The sequence below is a fragment of the Limnobacter humi genome (assembly GCF_024518835.1).
GTDB lineage: Bacteria > Pseudomonadota > Gammaproteobacteria > Burkholderiales > Burkholderiaceae_B > Limnobacter > Limnobacter humi.
Window position 1 is genome coordinate 134,143 of the sequence record NZ_JANIGO010000004.1, and the last position, 21,981, is coordinate 156,123.

At 54.9% G+C, this 21,981-nt stretch carries 22 protein-coding genes and 1 tRNA gene; all 23 read right to left on the reverse strand.

The features are described 5' to 3' along the window. Positions 1-15: 15 nt before the first annotated feature. The 23 genes from NQT62_RS12310 to NQT62_RS12420 all read right to left on the reverse strand — a co-directional run bounded on the left by NQT62_RS12310 (position 16) and on the right by NQT62_RS12420 (position 21,978). Positions 16-1,497 (reverse strand): NADH-quinone oxidoreductase subunit M, encoded by a 1,482-nt coding sequence (locus tag NQT62_RS12310; RefSeq protein WP_256765018.1) that lies wholly within the window; start codon positions 1,495-1,497, stop codon positions 16-18. A gap of 36 nt (positions 1,498-1,533) precedes the next feature. Then, on the reverse strand, positions 1,534-3,519 hold the full coding sequence (gene nuoL, locus NQT62_RS12315) for an NADH-quinone oxidoreductase subunit L (RefSeq protein WP_256765019.1): 1,986 nt from the start codon (positions 3,517-3,519) through the stop codon (positions 1,534-1,536). A gap of 6 nt (positions 3,520-3,525) precedes the next feature. Next, on the reverse strand, positions 3,526-3,831 hold the full coding sequence (gene nuoK, locus NQT62_RS12320; RefSeq protein WP_256765020.1) for an NADH-quinone oxidoreductase subunit NuoK: 306 nt from the start codon (positions 3,829-3,831) through the stop codon (positions 3,526-3,528). Between the two features lie 16 nt (positions 3,832-3,847). After that, positions 3,848-4,462, reverse strand: a complete 615-nt coding sequence (locus NQT62_RS12325; RefSeq protein WP_256765021.1) for an NADH-quinone oxidoreductase subunit J — start codon at positions 4,460-4,462, stop codon at positions 3,848-3,850. 29 nt (positions 4,463-4,491) lie between these two features. Then, a complete protein-coding gene (gene nuoI, locus NQT62_RS12330) occupies positions 4,492-4,983 on the reverse strand; it encodes an NADH-quinone oxidoreductase subunit NuoI (protein ID WP_256765022.1) in 492 nt (163 codons plus the stop codon). A gap of 12 nt (positions 4,984-4,995) precedes the next feature. Next, positions 4,996-6,069: an NADH-quinone oxidoreductase subunit NuoH gene (gene nuoH / locus NQT62_RS12335; RefSeq protein ID WP_256765023.1), complete on the reverse strand. Its 1,074-nt coding sequence runs from the start codon at positions 6,067-6,069 to the stop codon at positions 4,996-4,998. Next, positions 6,066-8,333, reverse strand: coding sequence for an NADH-quinone oxidoreductase subunit NuoG (nuoG, locus tag NQT62_RS12340; RefSeq protein WP_256765024.1), 2,268 nt, complete (start codon positions 8,331-8,333; stop codon positions 6,066-6,068). The genes nuoH and nuoG overlap by 4 nt, the downstream gene beginning before the upstream one ends. A gap of 20 nt (positions 8,334-8,353) precedes the next feature. Next, positions 8,354-9,649 carry an NADH-quinone oxidoreductase subunit NuoF gene (gene nuoF, locus NQT62_RS12345; protein WP_256765025.1) on the reverse strand — a complete coding sequence of 432 codons (1,296 nt, stop codon included), beginning with the start codon at positions 9,647-9,649 and terminating at the stop codon, positions 8,354-8,356. Beyond that, positions 9,646-10,125, reverse strand: a complete 480-nt coding sequence (gene nuoE, locus NQT62_RS12350; protein ID WP_256765026.1) for an NADH-quinone oxidoreductase subunit NuoE — start codon at positions 10,123-10,125, stop codon at positions 9,646-9,648. Before nuoE ends, nuoF begins: the two co-directional genes overlap by 4 nt. Before the next feature lie 14 nt (positions 10,126-10,139). Then, positions 10,140-11,393 carry an NADH-quinone oxidoreductase subunit D gene (locus NQT62_RS12355; protein WP_256765027.1) on the reverse strand — a complete coding sequence of 418 codons (1,254 nt, stop codon included), beginning with the start codon at positions 11,391-11,393 and terminating at the stop codon, positions 10,140-10,142. 2 nt (positions 11,394-11,395) lie between these two features. Then, the gene (locus NQT62_RS12360; RefSeq protein ID WP_256765028.1) at positions 11,396-11,995 is read right to left on the reverse strand and encodes an NADH-quinone oxidoreductase subunit C; all 600 of its coding nucleotides are present in this window, start codon (positions 11,993-11,995) and stop codon (positions 11,396-11,398) included. A gap of 12 nt (positions 11,996-12,007) precedes the next feature. Next, complete coding sequence (locus tag NQT62_RS12365) at positions 12,008-12,484, reverse strand: NuoB/complex I 20 kDa subunit family protein (protein ID WP_256765029.1); 477 nt, start codon at positions 12,482-12,484, stop codon at positions 12,008-12,010. An 18-nt stretch (positions 12,485-12,502) separates the two neighbouring features. After that, positions 12,503-12,862: an NADH-quinone oxidoreductase subunit A gene (locus NQT62_RS12370; protein WP_256765191.1), complete on the reverse strand. Its 360-nt coding sequence runs from the start codon at positions 12,860-12,862 to the stop codon at positions 12,503-12,505. Between the two features lie 89 nt (positions 12,863-12,951). Beyond that, positions 12,952-13,037 (reverse strand) — tRNA-Leu (locus NQT62_RS12375). Positions 13,038-13,043: 6 nt separating this feature from the next. Then, positions 13,044-13,409, reverse strand: coding sequence for a preprotein translocase subunit SecG (gene secG, locus NQT62_RS12380; protein ID WP_256765030.1), 366 nt, complete (start codon positions 13,407-13,409; stop codon positions 13,044-13,046). A gap of 7 nt (positions 13,410-13,416) precedes the next feature. Further along, the gene (gene tpiA / locus NQT62_RS12385) at positions 13,417-14,184 is read right to left on the reverse strand and encodes a triose-phosphate isomerase (RefSeq protein WP_256765031.1); all 768 of its coding nucleotides are present in this window, start codon (positions 14,182-14,184) and stop codon (positions 13,417-13,419) included. A 60-nt stretch (positions 14,185-14,244) separates the two neighbouring features. After that, positions 14,245-15,234 (reverse strand): NAD(P)H-quinone oxidoreductase, encoded by a 990-nt coding sequence (locus NQT62_RS12390; protein ID WP_256765032.1) that lies wholly within the window; start codon positions 15,232-15,234, stop codon positions 14,245-14,247. Positions 15,235-15,240: 6 nt separating this feature from the next. Beyond that, positions 15,241-17,400, reverse strand: coding sequence for a polyribonucleotide nucleotidyltransferase (gene pnp / locus NQT62_RS12395; RefSeq protein WP_256765033.1), 2,160 nt, complete (start codon positions 17,398-17,400; stop codon positions 15,241-15,243). A 130-nt stretch (positions 17,401-17,530) separates the two neighbouring features. After that, complete coding sequence (rpsO, locus tag NQT62_RS12400) at positions 17,531-17,800, reverse strand: 30S ribosomal protein S15 (protein ID WP_256765035.1); 270 nt, start codon at positions 17,798-17,800, stop codon at positions 17,531-17,533. Between the two features lie 147 nt (positions 17,801-17,947). After that, positions 17,948-19,489 carry a 2-isopropylmalate synthase gene (locus tag NQT62_RS12405; RefSeq protein WP_256765036.1) on the reverse strand — a complete coding sequence of 514 codons (1,542 nt, stop codon included), beginning with the start codon at positions 19,487-19,489 and terminating at the stop codon, positions 17,948-17,950. A gap of 86 nt (positions 19,490-19,575) precedes the next feature. Further along, positions 19,576-20,883 carry a citrate synthase gene (locus NQT62_RS12410; protein WP_256765037.1) on the reverse strand — a complete coding sequence of 436 codons (1,308 nt, stop codon included), beginning with the start codon at positions 20,881-20,883 and terminating at the stop codon, positions 19,576-19,578. A gap of 30 nt (positions 20,884-20,913) precedes the next feature. Beyond that, on the reverse strand, positions 20,914-21,186 hold the full coding sequence (locus NQT62_RS12415; protein WP_256765038.1) for an FAD assembly factor SdhE: 273 nt from the start codon (positions 21,184-21,186) through the stop codon (positions 20,914-20,916). Positions 21,187-21,261: 75 nt separating this feature from the next. Beyond that, positions 21,262-21,978, reverse strand: a complete 717-nt coding sequence (locus NQT62_RS12420; RefSeq protein WP_256765039.1) for a succinate dehydrogenase iron-sulfur subunit — start codon at positions 21,976-21,978, stop codon at positions 21,262-21,264. Positions 21,979-21,981 lie beyond the last annotated feature (3 nt).

Genomic DNA, 21,981 nt, shown 5'->3' on the forward strand with positions numbered 1-21,981 from the left:
ACGAACGATCCTCGATTAAAGCTTGGACTGAGCAACGTGCTGCAACAGCGCGTCTACCGACACCTGCAGTACATCAGTGAAAGGTTTTGGATACAGGCCCATGGCCAGCACCAAGACCGCCATGGCACCCAACATCAACAATTCGCGAGTGTTCACATCTTGAAGATCTTTGACGTCGTCGTTGGCCACGTCACCAAACACCACGCGCTTGTACATCCACAGGGAGTACGCGGCGCCAAAAATCAGGGTCGTCGCCGCCAACAAGCCGATCCAGAAATTGAATTTGACTGCACCAAGGATGACCAAAAATTCGCCCACGAAACCGCTGGTGGCTGGCAAGCCTGAGTTGGCCATGGCAAACAACAGGAAGAGCGCAGCGAACTTGGGCATGGTGTTGACCACACCGCCATAGGCGGCAATTTCACGGCTGTGAACACGGTCATACAACACACCGATACACAAGAACATGGCACCCGACACAAAACCGTGGGAGATCATCTGGATGATGGCACCCTGCATGGCCAGGTCCTGGAACATGAAGAAGCCCAATGTCACGAAACCCATGTGCGCAATCGATGAATACGCCACAAGTTTTTTCATGTCCTTCTGGACCAGCGCCACCACACCGATGTACACCACGGCAATCAGCGACAACGTGATCATGAAACCAGCCAGGTGATGGCTGGCGTCGGGTGCAATGGGCAGGGAGAACCGCAGGAAGCCGTAAGCACCCAGCTTCAACATAATGGCCGCCAGCACAACCGAACCACCGGTGGGCGCTTCAACGTGGGCGTCGGGCAACCAAGTGTGAACAGGCCACATTGGCACTTTCACAGCAAATGCCATGAGGAAGGCCAGGAAAATCAAAACCTGCTCCATCATGTTCAATGGCAGCATGTGCCATGCAGCAATCTCGAACGTGCCGGATTTGGACTGCAGGTAAATAATGGCCACCAAGGTCAGCAGTGAACCCAGTAGCGTGTACAGGAAAAATTTGAAAGCGGCGTAAATGCGGTTTGGCCCCCCCCAAATGCCGACAATGATGTACATCGGGATCAGGGTGGCTTCGAAGAAGACGTAGAACAGCAGGCCGTCGGTGGCACTGAATACACCAATCATCAGGCCGGAGAGGATCAGGAAAGCGGCCATGTATTGCGCCACTTTCTCAGTAATCACCTCCCATGCTGCAACCACAACAAACACCGTGATCAAGGCGGTCAGCAACACAAACCAAACCGACAGACCATCCACACCCAAGCCATAGCTGGCGCCAAAGGCGGGAATCCAGTCGAGCTTTTCAACAAATTGAAGTTTGGCTGTGCTGGTGTCAAAACCCGTGACCAACGGAATGGTCACCAAAAAGCTCAGAACGGAGCCCAGCAAGGCAAAACCCCGCACGGAACCCGCATTCTTGTCATTGCCCACGGCCATGATCAGCACACCGAACACAATCGGCATCCAGATGGCCAAGCTTAGTAGAGGAATGTTGTTGTACATGGATAATTTCCAATTAGTAGGACCTGCGCCCTGCCCTCATGAATTCAAACTGATGAATGTGATGATCATGGCGAGAACGCCGAGAATCATCGCAAATGCATAGTGGTAGATGTAACCGCTCTGTGCGTAACGAACCACCCCCGAGACCAGTCCAACCAAGCGTGCAGCGCCGTTCACCATCAAACCGTCGATCAAGGTGCGGTCGCCGACAGTCCACAGCGTTTGACCCAGTCCGCGTGCGCCGCCCGCAAACACCACCTCGTTGAACTTGTCCATGTAGTACTTGTTCTCGAGCAACGTGTGAACGGGCTTGAGCGCTTTGTAGAATGCCGCGGGAATCGCGGGAACCCACAGGTAACACACTGCGGCAGAGACCACACCAGCAAGGGCCAGGTAAAACGGCAATGTGTGGAAGGCATGCATGCCCATGGCCGCCGCGCCGTGGAACTCTTCGGCCAGCGTGGCCATGGCTTCGTGGTTGGGCAGCACAGTGATCACATCTTTGAAGTACGTGCCGTACAACAGCGGTTCAATCGCAATGTAACCAATCAACACAGACGGAATCGCCAGCAGAACCAGCGGCAAGGTCACCACCCAAGGGGACTCGTGGGGCTGCACGGGGCCATGGTGGCCATGGTCGTCGTCGTGCCCATGGTCATCATGCTGAATATCATGGAAACGCTCTTTGCCATGGAACACCAGGAAGTACATCCGGAAGCTGTAAAACGCCGTGATGAACACACCCGCAGTCACTGCAAAGGAGGCAAAGCCGGCTGCGGGCAAATGGCTGAAGTGCACCGCTTCGATGATGCTGTCTTTGGAGTAAAAACCAGCAAAGAACGGTGTACCGATTAGCGCCAAAGAACCCAGCAAGGAGGTGATCCAGGTAATGGGCATGTGTTTCCACAGGCCGCCCATGTGACGAATGTCCTGGTCATGGTGCATGCCGATGATGACCGAACCAGCGCCCAGGAACAGCAGCGCTTTGAAAAAAGCATGGGTCATGAGGTGGAAAATGGCCACCGGATAGGCAGACACGCCCAAGGCCACTGTCATGTACCCCAGCTGGGACAAGGTCGAGTAAGCAACCACCCGCTTGATGTCGTTCTGGATAATGCCCAAAAAGCCCATGAACAACGCCGTGATGGAGCCAATCACCAAAATGAAGTTGAGCGCGATATCGGACAATTCAAACAGCGGCGACATGCGGCTGACCATGAAAATACCGGCGGTCACCATGGTCGCTGCGTGAATCAGCGCAGAAATGGGTGTGGGGCCTTCCATGGAGTCGGGCAACCACACGTGCAGCGGAAACTGAGCCGATTTGCCCATGGCACCAATGAACAGACAGATGCAGGCCACAGCCAGCAAGGGCCAGTCAGTGCCGGGGAATGTGAGCGGAGCCAATTCGTTGGCCTTGGCGAACACCTCGGCGTAGTTCATGGAACCGGCATAGGCCATCACCAATCCAATGCCCAGAATGAAACCAAAGTCACCCACTCGGTTTACCAAAAATGCCTTCAGGTTGGCATAAATGGCTGTCTGCTTTTTGTACCAAAAACCGATCAACAAATAAGACACCAGGCCCACCGCTTCCCAGCCAAAAAACAACTGGAGGAAGTTGTTGCTCATCACCAGCATCAACATCGAAAATGTGAACAGGGAAATGTACGAGAAGAAGCGCTGGTAACCCGGGTCCTCTTCCATGTAACCAATGGTGTAAATGTGCACCATCAACGACACGCTGGTGACCACCAACATCATGGTGGCAGTCAGCGAGTCAATCAGGAAACCCACCTCAAAAGTCAGCTTGCCAACCACGGCCCACTGGTACAGCGTGCCGTTGAAGGTATTGCCAGCCATCACATCCTTGAACACCAGAATGGATGCGAACAGCGCCACGGCCACACCGAGAATGGTGACGGTGTGAGCACCGCGTCGACCAATTTGTTTGCCAAACAGGCCTGCGAGCAGAGAACCCAGCAGTGGTGCAAACGGAACGATCAAATACAAAGGATTCATTCGCGCTTACCCCTTCAGCTGGTCGAGGTCTTCGACGTTGATAGAGTTCATGTTACGGAACAGCACCACCAGAATTGCCAAGCCAATGGCGGATTCAGCAGCAGCCACAGTGAGGATGAAGAAAACAAACAGCTGGCCAGACAAGTCACCCAAATAGTGCGAGAAGGCAACGAAGTTCATATTGACCGCCAGCAGCATCAATTCAATGGCCATCAGCAACACGATCAGGTTGCGACGGTTTAGAAAGATGCCGATGACGCTGATCGAAAACAGAATGGCGCCCAGGACCAGGTAATGTGCAAGTGAAATCATGATTATTGTTCCTGCCTTATTGTCCAGACTTGGTCTGCTTGCGGTCCAGGTCCGCTGGCATGCTCACCAGCTTGACGCGGTCTGCCGCCTTGACACGAACTTGTTCGGACGGGTTTTGGCTCTTGGTGTCTTTGCGCTTGCGCAAGGTCAACGCGATGGCGGCCACCATGGCGACCAGCAATATCAGCGCAGCCACTTCAAATGGGTACAAGTACTCGGTGTACAGCAATTTACCCAGCGCACCAGTGTTGTTCGCCGCCTGCTTGGGAGCCTCGGCATTCGGGTCCCAGAAACCGCGCATCAAGATAACCGACATTTGAAAAGCGATCAGCGAACCCACGATGGTGGCCACGGGCAAATTCTTCCAAAAGCCTGCGCGGATTTTGTCGAGGTTCAGATCAACCATCATCACCACGAAGAGGAACAACACCATCACCGCACCGACGTACACGAGCACCAGCGAAATGGCCAGGAACTCAGCCTCCAACAACATCCACAGTGCCGATGCCGAGAAAAAGGCCAAGACAAGGAACAAGGCTGCGTGCACCGGGTTTTTGGCAGTGATCACTCTCACCGCGGCAAACACCAGAATGGCCGCAAACACATAGAAAAAACCAGTCATTGCATTCATGAGTTGGGGTCTAGCTCAGTAAATTGAATTCATCGGTAAGCAGCATCAGCTTCGCGGTTTGCGGCAATTTCAGCCTCATACCGATCACCCACGGCCAGCAGCATTTCCTTGGTGAAATACAAGTCGCCCCGCTTTTCACCGTGGTATTCGTGAATATGGGTTTCAACAATGGAATCCACCGGGCAGGACTCTTCACAAAATCCACAGAAAATACATTTGGTCAGGTCGATGTCGTAACGAGTGGTGCGACGGGAGCCATCGGCACGCTGCTCGGACTCGATCGTGATAGCCATCGCCGGACACACTGCCTCGCACAGCTTGCAGGCAATGCAACGCTCTTCGCCGTTGGCATAGCGTCGCAGAGCGTGCAAGCCCCGAAAACGCGGGGACATGGGCGTTTTTTCCATGGGATACAGAATGGTGATGGGTGTTGTGAACATGTAGCTCATGGTCAACCCCATGCCTTTCAGCATTTCACGCAACAGCAAGCTGTTCAGGAATTCTTTGATCACTTGAAACATAGTGCGTCTCGATTATTTCCAGATGTTCAAGGGGGTTTGCATCCAGGCGGCCACCACCACCAACCAAACCAGGGTCAGTGGAATGAACACCTTCCAACCCAAGCGCATGATCTGGTCGTAGCGGTAACGTGGGAACGAGGCCCGGAACCAGATGAACATCGACACCAGCAGGAAGGTTTTCAAGCCCAACCAAATCCAGCCGGGGATCAGTGTGAAGGGTACGTACTCCACAGGCGATGACCATCCACCGAAGAACATGATGGCTGCCAAGGCAGAAATCAGAATCATGTTGGCGTATTCAGCCAGGAAGAAGATGGCGAAGGTCATGCCGGAGTATTCCACCATGTGCCCGGCCACAATTTCCGATTCACCTTCCACCACGTCAAAGGGATGGCGGTTGGTTTCTGCAACGCCCGACACCAGGTAGATGACGAACAAAGGCAGCAAAGGCAACCAGTTCCAGGACAGGAAGTTCAGCCCAGCGTCTGCAAATTGACCGCGGGTCTGGCTCATCACAATCTCGGTCATGTTCAGGCTACCGGTGACCAACAACACGGTGACCAGTACAAAACCAATGGCCAACTCGTAGGACACCATTTGCGCCGATGCGCGCATGGCGGCCAAGAACGCGTACTTGGAGTTGGAAGCCCAACCCGCAATGATCACGCCATACACTTCCAGCGATGTGATCGCCATCAGGTACAACAAGCCGGCATTCACGTTGGCCAACACCGTTTCAGGGCCAAAAGGCACCACCGCCCATGCAGCCAATGCAGGCATGATGGTCATGATGGGCGCAATGATAAACAGGCCTTTGTTTGCATTGATCGGAACGATGATCTCTTTGAACATCATCTTGACCGCATCGGCAATGGGCTGCAGCAAGCCCATGGGGCCCACATGGCTTGGGCCCATGCGAATGTGCATGCGACCAATCATTTTGCGTTCCCAATAGGTCAGGTAGGCTACCAGACCCAGCAGAGGCAGGGTAATGCAAAGAATCTTGATCAAGGTCCACACGGGCAGCCAGGCTGGGCCCAGCAATTCGGCACCGGTGGTGGTGATCAGTTCAATGGGGGAACTCATGCCTGCACCTCACTTTCCACAGCAACCGACTCCAGCGATACAGCGCCAGACGCAGCACGCAAACCCTGTGTTTCTGAACGACCCACAGGAACCAGTACCGTGTTGTCAGCCACCTGCTTGTGAACAGCAACCGCAGCTTGAACAAAGCCACCTTTCTCATCGGTCAACTTGACCTGTGCACCAGCCGTCAAGCCGTGTGCTGCGGCTGTTTTTTCGTTCATTTGCAACAGCGCTGGTTTGGCTGCCTTGGTTAGACGCAGGGACTCGGCACGGCGAACCAGTGCATCCGTGTCGTAGAGAGGAACGTATGTCGCCAGTTCAAGGCCGGCACTCACGACATCGGTGGCGGGCTGCGCAGACACTGCATTGCTCAGGCCCAGAGAGGCCGGCATGAACACCTTCAAAACCTCTTCGGAACTGTTGAATTCAAAGCCGTCGAGCTGGAGCAGATTCCCCATTACACGCAACACCTTCCAACCGGGACGAGTTTCGCCAGCGGGCTTTACGGCGGCCTTGAATGTTTGTGCTGTACCCTCGATGTTGATGAAAGTACCCGATGTTTCGGTCGGTGGCGAAATGGGCAGCAACACATCCGCGTACTGCTTGGCGTTGCCGACGAAGGCAGACGCTTGCACCACAAACTCTGCATCAATCAAACCGCGCAAGGTTTTTTGACCCACGGCAGAATCCAGGTCAGGCTCAGCGCCAAACACAATCACCGCCTTGGCTTTGCCATCCAGCAGGTTTTGAGCAGGTTTACCCCCATGCGCAGCCGCTTGAACTCCAGCCACAAATGAACCTGTCCAGTTGGCACCATCGCCCAGGAAACCCAGGGTCGCGCCGGTGGATTTGGCCACCTCCGCTGCCTTGGACAACACGGCATTGGCATGCTCGCTCATCAGCACTTGCTGACCGATCAGCACAAACTTGTTGCCTTCCACGGCCAAAGCCTTGCTCACTGCATCAGAACCCAACTGCGCAGACCATTGAGATGGTGCAGCTTTCACCCAACGGGCCTTGGGCATCAGGGGGTCCAGACCACCAGCATTGACCACCACCACAGCAGCGCCCTGTTTGGCTGCCTGGCGAACGCGTTGGGTCAACAACGGTTGATCGTTTCGGGGGTCAGTACCCACCAAAACAATGGCGTCTGCATCAGCAACCGCTTTGATGCTGGCACCCAACCATGGCTTGGCGCCACTCAGGTTCAGGCTTGCATGGTGACGCAAGCCGGCATCAATGCTGGTTGAGCCGATGCCATTCATCAAGGCCCTGGCCAAAGCCATTTCTTCGAAAGTGGCATTGGGGGACACCAGCAGACCAATGTTGTTCAGGTCGCTCGACTCACGACGGGCTTTCTTCAAACCTTCAGCAACCGCATTCAGTGCAGTTTGCCAATCCGTGCTCACCCACTGACCATTTTTCTTGATCATGGGCTGAGTCAGACGGTCTGCCGCATCCAGACCTTCGTAACTGAAACGATCGCGGTCAGAAATCCAGCATTCATTGATACCATCATTTTCCTGCGGCACCACACGCATGACCTTGTCCGCCTTCACCTGGACCACCACGTTGGAACCCAGGCTGTCGTGCGCAGCGATCGATTTGCGACGTGCCATTTCCCAGGTACGCGCACTGTAGCGGAATGGCTTGGAGGTCAATGCACCCACCGGGCACAGATCAATCATGTTGCCCGACAGCTCAGAGTCCACTGAATTGCCGACAAAACTCAAAATTTCCGAGTGCTCGCCCCGGTTGGCCATGCCCAGCTCCATTACACCGGCAATTTCCTGTCCAAAACGGACGCACCGGGTGCAGTGGATGCAGCGGCTCATCTCCTGAGCCGACACCAGCGGGCCGATGTCCTTGTAGAACACCACGCGCTTCTCTTCCTTGTAGCGGGAAGAAACACCGCCATACCCCACAGCAATGTCCTGCAACTGGCACTCACCACCCTGGTCGCAAATCGGGCAATCCAGCGGGTGGTTGATCAACAAAAATTCCATCACGCTTTTTTGAGCGTTCACGGCCTTCTCGGAGTGCGTGCGAACGATCATGCCGGGGGCAACTGGTGTTGCACATGCAGGCAAAGGCTTGGGCGCCTTTTCCACGTCCACCAGACACATGCGGCAGTTGGCCGCGATCGACAATTTTTTGTGATAACAGAAGTGAGGCACATAGCTGCCTGCTTTTTGGGCCGCATCCATCAGCATGCTGCCTTCAGCCACTTCAACCTTCACGCCATCAATTTCAAGTTCAACCATTTGTTTCGTCCCGCAGGGAGTTACACGTAAGCCGGCACGATGCAGGACTTGTGCGTGATGTGGTGCTCAAATTCTTCACGGAAATGCTTGAGGAATGCCCTCACCGGCATGGCGGCTGCGTCACCCAAAGCGCAAATGGTGCGCCCCTGAATGTTGTCCGCAATGCTGTTGAGCATGTCCAAATCTTCTGGACGACCTTCGCCGTGTTCAATGCGGTTGACAATGCGATACAACCAGCCCGTGCCTTCCCGGCAGGGGGTGCACTGACCACAGCTCTCTTCATAATAAAAATAGGACAAACGCAGCAGGCTCTTGACCATGCAACGGGTCTCGTCCATCACGATCACCGCGCCAGAGCCCAACATGGAGCCCGCTTTGGCGATGGAATCGTAGTCCATGTCGGTGGCCATCATGACGTCGCCTGGCAATACCGGCATGGATGAACCGCCGGGAATGACTGCCTTGATCTTGCGACCGCCTTTCATGCCGCCCGCCAGCTCGAGCAACTTGGCAAAGGGTGTGCCCAATGGAATTTCGTAGTTGCCGGGTTTTTCCACATCACCGGAAATCGAGAAAATCTTGGTACCACCATTGTTGGGCTTGCCCAACTCCAGGAACCAGTCGCCACCGTTTTGCAAAATAAATGGCACAGCTGCAAAAGTTTCGGTGTTGTTGATGGTGGTGGGCTTGCCATAGATGCCATACGACGCAGGAAATGGCGGCTTGAAGCGAGGCTGGCCTTTCTTGCCCTCAATGGATTCAATCAATGCAGTTTCTTCACCGCAAATGTAGGCGCCATAACCTTGGTGTGCATGCAACTGGAAGCTGAAACTGGAGCCCAATATGTTGTCGCCCAAGTAGCCCGCCGCACGAGCCTGTTCCAGGGCTTCTTCAAAGCGCTCGTAGGTTTCCCAGATCTCGCCGTGAATGTAGTTGTAACCCACCGAAATGCCCATGGCATACGCGGCAATGGCCATGCCTTCAATCACGGCATGGGGGTTGTAACGAAGAATGTCTCGGTCCTTGAATGTTCCGGGCTCACCTTCATCAGAGTTGCAAGCCAGGTACTTTTGACCAGGAAACTGACGGGGCATGAAGCTCCACTTCAAACCAGTGGGGAAACCAGCGCCTCCGCGACCGCGCAAAGCCGATTTTTTCACTTCGGCAATGACATCTTCTTGCGAAATGCCTTCGGTGAGGATCTTGCGCAAGGCCTTGTAACCACCGCGGGCCTCATAGCCTTTCAGATCCCAATTGCTGCCATCCAAACCGGCCAAAATCACCGGGTTGATGTGACGTCCGTGCAAACAGGTCATGACTTCAACTCCTCTACCAGCGCGTCGATTTTTTCATTGCTCATGAAACTGCACATGCGGTGGTTGTTCACCAACATCACCGGCGAATCACCACAAGCCCCCATGCACTCCCCTTCTTTCAAGGTGAACTGACCATCCGGGGTGGTTTCGTTGTAATCAATCCCCAGTTTCTTTTTCAGATACTCGGCCGCGTCGGTGCCACCCGACAATGCGCATGGCAGGTTGGTGCACACCACCAACTTGTACTTGCCAACCTTTTTGGTGTCGTACATGTTGTAAAAGGTGGCCACCTCGTAGGCCGCAATCGGAGCAATTTCGAGATAATCCGCAACCGCTTCAATGGCCTCAGCGGGTAACCAACCGAGTTCCACTTGCACAATTCGCAATCCAGCCATCACGGCTGAAATCTTTTGATCCGCCGGGTATTTGGTCAATTCCTTGTCGATCAAACGACACGCGTTTTCACTCAACTTCATGATGGGATAAATCCTTAGCGATCAATTTCACCGAACACGATGTCCTGGGTACCGATGATGGTCACCACGTCGGCCAGCATGTGGCCGCGAGACATTTCGTCCAAACCTTGCAAGTGTGCAAAACCAGGGGCTCGAATCTTCAAGCGGTAAGGCTTGTTGGCGCCGTCGGCCATGAGGTAAATACCGAACTCGCCTTTCGGATGTTCTACCGCTGCATAGGCTTCACCTTCGGGCACATGCATGCCTTCGGTAAACAGTTTGAAATGGTGAATCAGCTCTTCCATGTTGGACTTCATGTCCAGACGCTTGGGCGGCGATACCTTGTGGTTGTCGCTCATCACAGGGCCAGGATTGGCACGCAACCAGTCCACGCATTGCTTGATGATTCGATTGGACTGGCGCATTTCTTCCACCCGCACCAAATATCGGTCATAGCAGTCGCCGTTCTTGCCCACGGGAATATCGAAGTCCAAGCGGTCATACACTTCGTAGGGTTGCTTCTTGCGCAAATCCCACGCAATGCCAGAGCCCCGCAGCATCGGGCCAGTAAAGCCCATCGACAGCGCGCGCTCCGGTGTAACCACACCGATGCCCACAAGGCGCTGCTTCCAAATGCGGTTGTCGGTCAGCAGTGTTTCGTATTCGTCCACATACTTGGGGAAACGCTGGGTGAAGTCGTCGATGAAATCAAGCAACGAACCTTGACGGTTGCGGTTCAATTCGTCGACTTTTTTCGCGGAGCGAACCTTCGACGGCTTGTACTGCGGCATGCGATCGGGCAGATCACGGTACACACCACCGGGCCGGTAGTACGCAGCATGCAAGCGGGCACCCGAGACCGCTTCGTAGCAGTCCATCAAGTCTTCCCGCTCGCGGAATGCGTACAGGAACACCGCCATGGCACCCACGTCCAGACCGTGAGCGCCGATCCACAACAGGTGGTTGAGCACACGGGTGATTTCATCAAACATCACACGGATGTATTGGGCGCGCACAGGCACCTCGATGCCCAGCAACTTCTCAATGGCCATGCAATACGCATGTTCATTGGCCATCATGGACACATAGTCCAGCCGGTCCATGTAAGGCAATGACTGAATAAATGTTTTGTGCTCAGCCAGTTTTTCAGTACCACGGTGCAGCAAGCCGATGTGGGGGTCTGCACGCTGGACAACCTCACCATCCAACTCAAGCACCAGACGCAACACGCCATGCGCTGCAGGGTGCTGTGGACCAAAGTTCAGGGTGTAATTCTTGATTTCAGCCATGGTTATTTCGCTCCGCCGTACTGAGGTTCGCGAATGATGCGCGGTGTAATTTCACGAGGCTCAATGCTCACAGGTTGGTACACCACGCGGCCCAATTCGGGGTCGTAGCGCATTTCCACATGGCCGGACAGCGGGAAATCTTTACGGAAGGGATGCCCCACAAAGCCATAGTCGGTGAGAATGCGACGCAAGTCAGCGTGTCCTTCAAACACGATTCCGAACAGGTCAAATGCCTCACGCTCATACCAGCCGGCAGAGGACCACACATCATTCACGGAGGGTACGGTGGGCAGCTCGTCATCGGGACAGGCCACCTTGATGCGAACACGCAGGTTGTTGGAGACCGACAACAATTGAGATACCACCCAAAACCGGGGGCCTTCATTCACTTCGTTTTTGTAGTCCTGCATGTCAAGACCACACAGGTCAATCAACTGCTCGAACCGCAAGGCATCATGATCACGCAGGATGCCGCAGGCTTCCAGATACGTCTTCGCCTTGAGCACGACATTCAGTTCGCCCAACGCCAGCGTCGCGGACACGATCCTGTCGCCCAACGCGTCTTGAAGTGCCGTTTGCAAACGCAACAGATTTTCGGACATGTTGAAAATTCCTCAGCGTGCAATGGTGGAGGTTTGCTTGATCTTGTTCTGCAGCTGCAGCAGACCGTACATCAGGGCTTCCGCAGTCGGTGGGCAACCGGGCACGTACACATCCACCGGAACAATGCGATCACAGCCACGCACCACAGAGTAGCTGTAGTGGTAGTAACCACCACCATTGGCGCAGGAACCCATTGACAACACCCAACGCGGTTCGGCCATTTGGTCGTACACCTTGCGCAGGGCTGGTGCCATTTTGTTGCACAGCGTGCCGGCAACGATCATGAGATCAGACTGACGGGGGCTGGGACGGAAAATGATTCCGAACCGGTCCAGGTCGTAGCGGCTGGCACCTGCGTGCATCATTTCGACTGCGCAGCAGGCCAAACCAAATGTCATGGGCCACAGCGACCCGGTGCGCCCCCAGTTGATCAGCTTGTCGGCTGTGGTGGTGATAAACCCTTCGTTCAATACGCCATCAATTCCCATCTTTACACCTCTGAAGGTTCATTCCCAATCCAGCGCGCCGCGGGTCCATTCGTAAATGAAACCGACCACCAGAATGCCCAGGAAAATCATCATCGACCAAAATCCAACCGGACCAATTTCGCGGTAGGCCACAGCCCATGGAAACAGGAACGCGATTTCGAGGTCGAACAAAATGAACAGAATGGCCACGAGGTAATAGCGCACGTCAAACTGCATGCGCGCATCTTCGAACGCCTCGAAGCCGCATTCATAAGGGGAGAGCTTTTGTCCGTCCGGACGATGAGGGGCAAGCAGACGCCCGACCAGCATGGCACCACCGCCCACGCCTGCGCCAACCAGAATGAAAAGCAAAACCGGAAAATACGACTCTAAGTTCACGTTGGCTCCCGTGTAAACCCTAAGCAGGTTTGTGTTACCCAAAAAAAAGCCGGTCATTCACACAGAGGACCGGCTTTTTTATTCTAATCTGGTGCCGACGGCGAGACTCGAACTCGCACAGCCTGTGGCCACTACCCCCTCAAGATAGCGTGTCTACCAATTCCACCACGTCGGCTTGTTTTTACTTCGGAATTTCCTGCACTGGTGTGGCAGGTTCAGCAGGCTTCGGAGCCGCAGGGGTTGCCGTGCCCTCCGCAGCTGGAGCAGTCTGAATCGACTCCATCACACCACCGGATTCGTGGCTTGCGCCAGCCCGCGAAAAGAAGGCCAAACCCAATGTGCAAAGCAAAAAGATTGTAGCACAAACGGCTGTGGCCCGACTCAGGAAGTTTGCAGAACCTGTAGCGCCGAAGAGGCTTCCAGAGGATCCGCTGCCGAAAGCAGCCCCCATGTCGGCACCCTTGCCGTGCTGCAACAAAACCAGAATGATGACCGCCACTGCAGCCAAAACCTGCACCACGGTGATGATGGAATGAAAAATACTCATGACGTTATTAACCTCTCGCGGCGCGTATTATTCCAGAGAAATCGGATGAAGACAAAGCCGCACCGCCAATTAGGCCCCCATCAATGTCTTCTTTTGCAAATATTTCTGCCGCATTGCCCGGCTTGACACTGCCGCCATACAAAATACGGGTGCTTTGCGCAACAACCTCGCCCAGCATGGCTTTCAACCGGGCACGGATCATCGCATGCACCGCCTGTGCTTGCTCGGGCGACGCTGTAACACCGGTGCCAATGGCCCACACGGGCTCATAGGCAATGACCAAATTCCAGGTGTCATTAGAGACAAACCTCGAACAATGCTCGACCACCGGATCCAGCTGCGCAGCCAGCACTGATTCGACCAGACCAGACTCACGCTCTGCCAGTGTTTCACCCACACACACGATGGGCATCAAGCCACCTTCCAGCGCAGCAACAGCCTTCAGGGCCACCGCTTCACTGCTTTCAGCATGAAAGCTGCGGCGCTCGGAATGACCCACCAGGGTTTGAGTGACACCAAATTCTTTCAGCATGGACACCGACACTTCGCCGGTGTAAGCGCCACTGGCCTTGGCTGACACGTCTTGCGAGCCGAATGAAATGCCTGTGCCCTTCACCAGTCCGGCCACTTGGGCCAAATAGGGAAACGGGCAGAACACCGAGACGTCCACACCCGACTGGACCTCACTGGCGAACCCTTCGATCAGCGCCTGGTTGGCAGCCAAACTGCCATTCATCTTCCAGTTACCTGCAACAAATTTTGTTCTTTTACTCATATCCATGTTCCCGAATGGTCCTATTTCAAATGCTGTAGGCGCAACACCGCGACCGCCGCTTCAAGCAATCCGAAGCACCACCTTGCCGACCAAATCACCCGATTCCATCAGGCGATGGGCTTGCGCCACATCGGCCAAATCAAACTCGGAATGAACCACCGTGTGGTAGTGGCCTTGTTCAAAACCAGCACTCAATTCCCGGCTGACCGCTGCGGCCAATGCTGCCTTAAAACCCGCGGATTGGGGCCTCAAGGTGGTACCCGTCAACACAGCGCGCTTCATGAGCAATTTGCTGGCATCCAATTCAGCCGTGCGGCCACCCAGCAAGGCAATCACCAAAATTTTGCCTTCCACGGCAAGGCAATCCAGATCCTTGTCCAGATAAGGTCCTGCCACCATGTCCAGCACCAAATCAACGCCGCGTCCATCCGAGAAGCGCAACGCGGCATCGACCCAGTTTTGGGCTCGATAATTGACCACTGCATCGGCACCCAACCGGGTACACACATCCACCTTTGAATCCTGCCCAACGGTGACCATGACCCGCGCACCCAAGCGCTTGCACAGCTGGATGGCAGCGGTGCCTATGCCACTGCTCCCCCCGTGCACCAATACGGTGTCACCTGTTTTTAGCCCACCCTTGATCACCAGGTTTTGCCAAACGGTCATGTAAACCTCGGGCAGACTGGCGGCCTGGGTGAAGCTTAGGCCCTGCGGGATTGACATGCACTGCGCTGCGGGCACGCAAACGTACTGCGCATAACCACCCCCATTGCACAGGGCCATGACAGCCTGGCCGTTGAATGCTGGATCAACACCCTCGCCTGTTTCCACCACCTGCCCTGCCACTTCCAAACCAAGGTGTGGGTTGGCACCGGCAGGCGGCGGATACAGGCCAAGGCGCTGAAGGATATCAGGCCGATTCACACCGGCCGCCTTGACCTGAATGAGCACCTCAGAAGGGCCCGGGCTGGGCATCGGCAGATCAACCAACTCAAGCTGGTCAACCCCGCCGGGTGCCTTCACCACGATACCCTTCATCGTGCGCATTCTTGATCAAGCCTCGGGATTGCCTTCAGTGGCTGGTGCTTCACCGGCGGCTGGCGCCTCCGGTGCGGCCTGCTCCAGCAAAGCCTTCATCGACAGGCGCAGACGGCCTTTTTCATCGGCCTCCAGAACCTTTACCCGCACCTGCTGACCTTCCTTCAGATAGTCGCCGACCGCATTGACACGCTCGTTGGCAATCTGGGAAATGTGCAACAAACCGTCTTTGCCTGGCAGCACGCTCACGATGGCGCCGAAATCCAGCAACTTGAGAACAGTGCCGTCGTACACACCACCCACTTCCACTTCGGCGGTGATGTCCTCGATGCGCTTTTTGGCTTTCTCGCCAGCCTCGCCATCCACAGACGCGATGGTGATGGTGCCGTCGTCTTTGATGTCGATGGTGGCACCCGTTTCTTCGGTAATGGCGCGGATGGTTGCACCACCTTTGCCGATCACGTCGCGGATTTTCTCGGGGTTGATCTTGATGCTGATCATGCGGGGTGCAAAATCGGACAACTCACCCACGCCGGAGGAAGCTTCCTTCATGATGCCCAGGATGTGAATACGGGCTTCGCGGGCTTGTGCCAGCGCAACCTGCATGATTTCCTTGGTGATCCCCTGAATCTTGATGTCCATCTGCAGCGCAGTCACACCGTTTTCAGTTCCGGCCACTTTGAAGTCCATGTCACCCAGGTGGTCTTCGTCACCCAGAATGTCGGTCAACACCGCAAACTTGTTGTCTTCCTTGATCAGACCCATGGCAATACCCGCCACGAAATCTTTCACCGGCACACCGGCATCCATCAGGGACAGACAGCCACCGCAGACGGAGGCCATGGAGCTGGAACCATTGGATTCGGTGATCTCCGACACCACACGCATGCTGTACTGGAAGTCTTCGGCAGCAGGCAGCAGGTTTTCAATGGCGCGGCGCGCCAAGCGGCCGTGACCAATTTCACGACGCTTTGGGGCACCCATGCGACCGCACTCGCCGGTGGCGTAGGGGGGCATGTTGTAATGGAACATGAAGCGGTCGCGGTACTCACCGTTGATGGCGTCAATGATTTGCTCATCGCGGCCCGTACCCAAGGTGGTCACCACCAGGGCCTGTGTTTCACCACGGGTGAACAAAGCTGAACCATGGGCACGGGGCAACACGCCAGTGCGCACGGTGATGGGGCGCACGGTGCGTGTGTCACGGCCGTCAATGCGGGGTTCACCGTTCAAAATCTGGCTGCGAACCACTTTGGCTTCCAGGTTGAACAACACCTCGCCAATGTCTGCACCGGTTACACCAGCCATGCCCTCTTCGCCTACTTTTGCTGGCAACTCGGCTTGAACCTCGGCAGTGATTTCCTTCAAACGCTTGCTGCGGGCTTGCTTCTGGGTGATTTTGTAAGCAGCGGCAATTTTTTCGCCAGCCAATTCGGTGATGGCCGCAATCAAAGGCTCGTTTTTGGGAGCCGCTTGCCAATCCCACTCAGGCTTGCCTGCCTTGGCAGTCAGGGCATGAATGGCATTGATGACGGTTTGCATTTGCTCGTGACCATAGACCACGGCACCCAGCATGACCTCTTCCGTCAACTCGTAGGCGTCAGACTCCACCATCAACACGGCGGACTCTGTACCGGCAACCACCAGGTCCAACTTGCTGTCTTTCAGTTGACTGGTGGTGGGGTTGATGATGTATTCGCCATTGATGTATCCCACACGGGCCGCACCAATCGGACCATTGAAGGGAATGCCGGCAATCGACAACGCAGCCGATGCACCGATCAGCGCAGGGATGTCTGCATTCACTTCAGGATTGGAGGACATCACAGTCAAGGCGACTTGTACCTCGTTGTAGAAACCCTCAGGAAACAAGGGACGCAATGGACGATCCACCAAACGCGCTGTCAGGGTTTCCTTCTCGGTGGCTTTGCCTTCACGCTTGAAGAAACCGCCGGGAATTCGACCCGCGGCATAGAATTTTTCGACGTAATCCACGGTCAGCGGGAAAAAGTCCTGACCGGGCTTGGCAGTTTTGGCCGCAACAACAGTGGCCAAAACAACGGTGTCATCCACAGTGACAAGCACTGCACCATCGGCCTGACGGGCGACTTCGCCTGTCTCCAGCGTCACTGTGTGCTGGCCGTACTGGAATGTTTCACGATGAATTTCAAACACTTTTCTCTTCCTTGTAGTTATCCCGGTGGGTCACATTCCCATGCGAGAGCCCGCGAGTTTCAAAACACAAATGCCCACAACGGCTGTTGCAGGCATTTGAGTTCAATCAACGGATTGTGGCGTAGACCAATTACTTACGCAGGCCCAGTTGTCCGATCAGGGTACGGTACTTGTCAGCATCGGTGCGCTTGAGGTAGTCCAGCAGTTTACGACGGCGGGACACCATGCGCAGCAGGCCGCGGCGTGAGTGGTGATCTTTGGCGTTGGCCTTGAAATGGTCGGCCAGCGAGTTGATACGGGCTGTCAACAGCGCCACTTGCACCTCGGGAGAACCTGTGTCGCCCTTGGCACGTTGAAATTCGGCAACGATGGTTGCCTTGTTGATGTTTTCTACTGTCATGTTAACTCCACTTGCGAAAACCCAAGCAAACCGGCTCAACAACCGAATAGCCTAGGCTTCGTGCGAACAAACTTGGACAACCCTTTTACGCCGCCCAACCATGAGCAAGCAACCAAGCCCATGATTGTAGCGGAAAACCACGAAAAATCAAACCTGTGGATTCAATTTCTCATTTTTGGACTGCAATTTGTTCAGCGCCGACAAATACGCTTTGGCCGAGGCCACCACAATGTCGGGGTCTGCCCCCACGCCGTTGACGATGCGACCGCCGCGCTGCAAACGCATGGTTACCTCGCCCTGGCTTTCGGTGGTGCCTGACGTGATGCCATTGACGGAGAACAACAGCAATTCAGCGCCGCTGGAAACCCTTGACTCAATGGCCTTGACCGTCGCATCCACGGGTCCATTTCCCTCGCTTTCAGCCACAAATTCCTGTCCTTCTGCTGAAAACACCACCCGCGCCTGTGGGCGCTCGCCTGTTTCAGACCGCTGGGACAAGGACACGAATTTGTAGAAATCCTGCTCGCCATCGATGGAGTCACCAGACACCAAGGCGTGAATATCCTCATCAAAAATTTCGGCCTTGCGATCGGCGAGGTCTTTGAAACGTTGAAATACCTCATTGAGCTGGGCTTCCGATTCCATTTCAATACCCAACGCTTCAAGACGTTGCTTGAATGCATTGCGGCCCGACAATTTGCCCAACACAATTTTGTTGGCCGTCCAACCCACATCTTCGGCAGTCATGATTTCGTAGGTTTGGCGGGCCTTCAGCACACCGTCCTGGTGAATGCCGGAGGCGTGGGCAAATGCATTGGCCCCCACGATGGCCTTGTTCGGCTGAACCACAAAGCCGGTAATGTTGGAGACCAAACGGCTGGCTGGAACGATCTGGGACGTGTCGATGCCCACATCCAGATTGAAAAAGTCACGACGGGTTTTCACGGCCATCACGATTTCTTCCAAGGAGCAGTTTCCGGCACGCTCGCCCAAACCGTTGATGGTGCATTCAATTTGGCGAGCACCGCCCAGAGAAACACCCGCCAGTGAATTGGCCACCGCCATGCCCAAGTCGTTGTGGCAATGAACCGACCAAACCGCCTTGTCGCTGTTGGGGGTCATTTCACGCAAGCTTTTCATGAATTCGCCATACAACGATGGCACAGCGTAGCCCACGGTATCCGGAATATTGATGGTTTTTGCACCGGCCTTGATGACAGCTTCGCAAACGCGGGCCAAAAACGGCAATTCGGAACGGTAGCCATCTTCTGCTGAAAACTCGACATCGTCGGTGTATTGCAAGGCCAGCTTGACAGCCTTCACAGCCTGCTCAAGCACCTGTTCAGGCGTCATGCGCAGCTTCACTTCCATGTGAAGGGGCGATGTGGCAATGAAGGTGTGCACTCGTCGTCGTTCAGCCGGTGCCAACGCTTCACCCGCCCTGCTGATGTCTCGCTCATTGGCCCGAGCCAACGAACACACCGTGGACTCTTTCACCACCGAAGCAATGCTTTTGATCGCCTCAAAATCACCGTTGCTGGATGCCGCAAAACCGGCCTCGATCACATCGACCTTCAGCTTCTCCAACTGCTTGGCAATGCGGATTTTTTCTTCCCGGGTCATGGAGGCGCCGGGGCTTTGTTCGCCGTCGCGCAGGGTGGTGTCAAAAATGATGAGGCGGTCTGACATGGTGAGTCTCCTGATAATCTTTCAAGGATACAACAAAACAAAAAGCCACCCGAAGGTGGCTTTTTTGAACACATCGGAAAGTCGGATTAGCGCTGACCGATGGGCTTGACGTCGCGGTGTGTGGCACCCATGAACAACTGGCGTGGACGACCGATTTTGTATTCGGGGTCGGCAATCATTTCGTTCAGTTGTGCAATCCAGCCAACGGTGCGAGCCAATGCGAAGATGGCCGTGAACAGCGGCACGGGAATACCAATCGCCTTTTGAACGATGCCGGAATAGAAGTCCACGTTCGGGTACAGCTTGCGCTTGACGAAGTACTCGTCTTCCAGCGCAATCTTTTCCAGGGCCATTGCGATCTTGAACAATGGATCGTCTTGCAGACCCAGCTCGTTCAACACCTCATGGCAGGTTTCGCGCATCAACTTGGCGCGGGGGTCGTAGTTTTTGTAAACGCGGTGGCCAAAGCCCATCAAGCGAACGCCAGAATCCTTGTCTTTCACCTTGTTGATGAAATCACCAATCTTCTCCACACCACCGTTTTGCTGAATTTCCATCAGCATATTCAAGCAGGCTTCGTTGGCGCCACCATGGGAAGGGCCCCACAAACAGGCCACACCGGCTGCGATGGCAGCAAACGGGTTGGTGCCCGAGGAAGCACACAGGCGCACGGTGGAGGTGGAGGCGTTTTGTTCGTGGTCAGCATGCAGAATGAAGATGCGGTCCATGGCGCGAACCAGCACGTCATTGACTTTGTAATCTTCGCAAGGATTGCCGAACATCATCCGCATGAAGTTGGCCGTGTAGGACAACTCATTCTTGGGGTACATGTGTGGCGCACCAATGCCATATTTGTAGGCCATGGCAACCAGGGTTGGCATTTTGGCGATCAGGCGAATCGCAGAAATATCACGCTGGTTTTTGTCCATGAGGTTCATGGAATCAGGGTAGAAAGCTGACATGCCACCGACCAGACCTGTCATGACGGCCATGGGGTGTGCATCGCGACGGAAACCGCGCAGGAAAAAGTGCATCTGCTCGTTCACCATGGTGTGGTTGGACACACGGGATACAAACTCAGCACGCTGGGATTCGTTGGGCAACTCACCATTCAGCAACAGATAGCACACTTCCATGAAGTCGCAGTTGGTTGCCAACTGTTCAATGGGGTAACCGCGGTACAGCAATTCACCCTTGTCGCCATCAATGTACGTGATGGTGGAGTTGCAGGATGCCGTGGACAGGAAGCCAGGGTCGTAGGTGAACTTGCCGGTGGCGCCGTATAGCTTGCGAATGTCAATGACATCTGGCCCAATTGTGCCCTGATGGATGGGAAATTCAACAGACGGGGTGCCGTCAGTGAACGACAGCGTGGCCTTGTGTTCGGTGCTCATCGGATTTCCTTCTAATGGTCTATGTCTAAATTAAACGTCTTTCATCAACTGGATCACCCTTCGCACAGCAGGTGTGTCCAGGTCTCCCTCTGGTGCAGCGCGTCCAAGCAGGAGATCAAGCAGTTTGTTGTCAATTTCTTCAAACAACAGGGTTAGCGCCGCGACGTCGTCGTCGGTCAACTCCATTTCGTACTTGTCGAAAAACCGCTGAATAATCAAATCATTTTCCAGCAAACCCCTGCGGGCGCGCCAACGAAGCCGGGCTCGTTGCGCTGGATCGGATTGATGCTGTTGATGACTCATAAACTACAACAAAAAAAACGGGGTTTTGCAGTGCACAACCCCGAATTGCCTAAAAAAATTGCAATGCGTCGGTTATTAGACGGCGCGACGCACCATCAATTCCTTGATCTTGCCGATGGCCTTGGTGGGGTTCAACCCCTTGGGGCACACATCCACGCAGTTCATGATGGTGTGGCAGCGGAACAGACGGTACGGATCTTCCAGATTGTCCAGACGCTCGCCAGTGGCCTGGTCGCGGCTGTCCGCGATGAAGCGGTAAGCCTGCAATAAACCAGCGGGGCCCACGAATTTGTCAGGGTTCCACCAGAATGATGGGCAGCTGGTTGAGCAGCATGCGCACAAAATGCACTCGTACAGGCCATCGAGCTCTTCACGTTCTTCTGGGGACTGGAAGCGCTCCTTTTCTGGAGGTGGCGTTTCGTTGACCAGGTAGGGCTTGATGCTGTGGTACTGCTTGAAGAACTGGGTCATGTCCACAATCAAGTCGCGCACCACGGGGAGGCCGGGCAGCGGCTTCAGAACGATGGGCTCTTTCAGATCGCGCAGGTTGGTGATGCAGGCCAGGCCGTTTTTACCGTTGATGTTCATGGCATCAGAGCCACACACACCTTCACGGCAGGAACGGCGATACGACAGAGAATCATCCACATCGCTCTTGATGCGCATCAGTGCATCCAAAAGCATTTTGTCGGTGGGCTCCAGCTCCACTTCCAGCTTTTGCATTTTGGGTGCTTCGCCGGTGTCAGGGTCGTAGCGATAAATCTCGAACTTAACTACTCGCTTTCCGCTCATGTT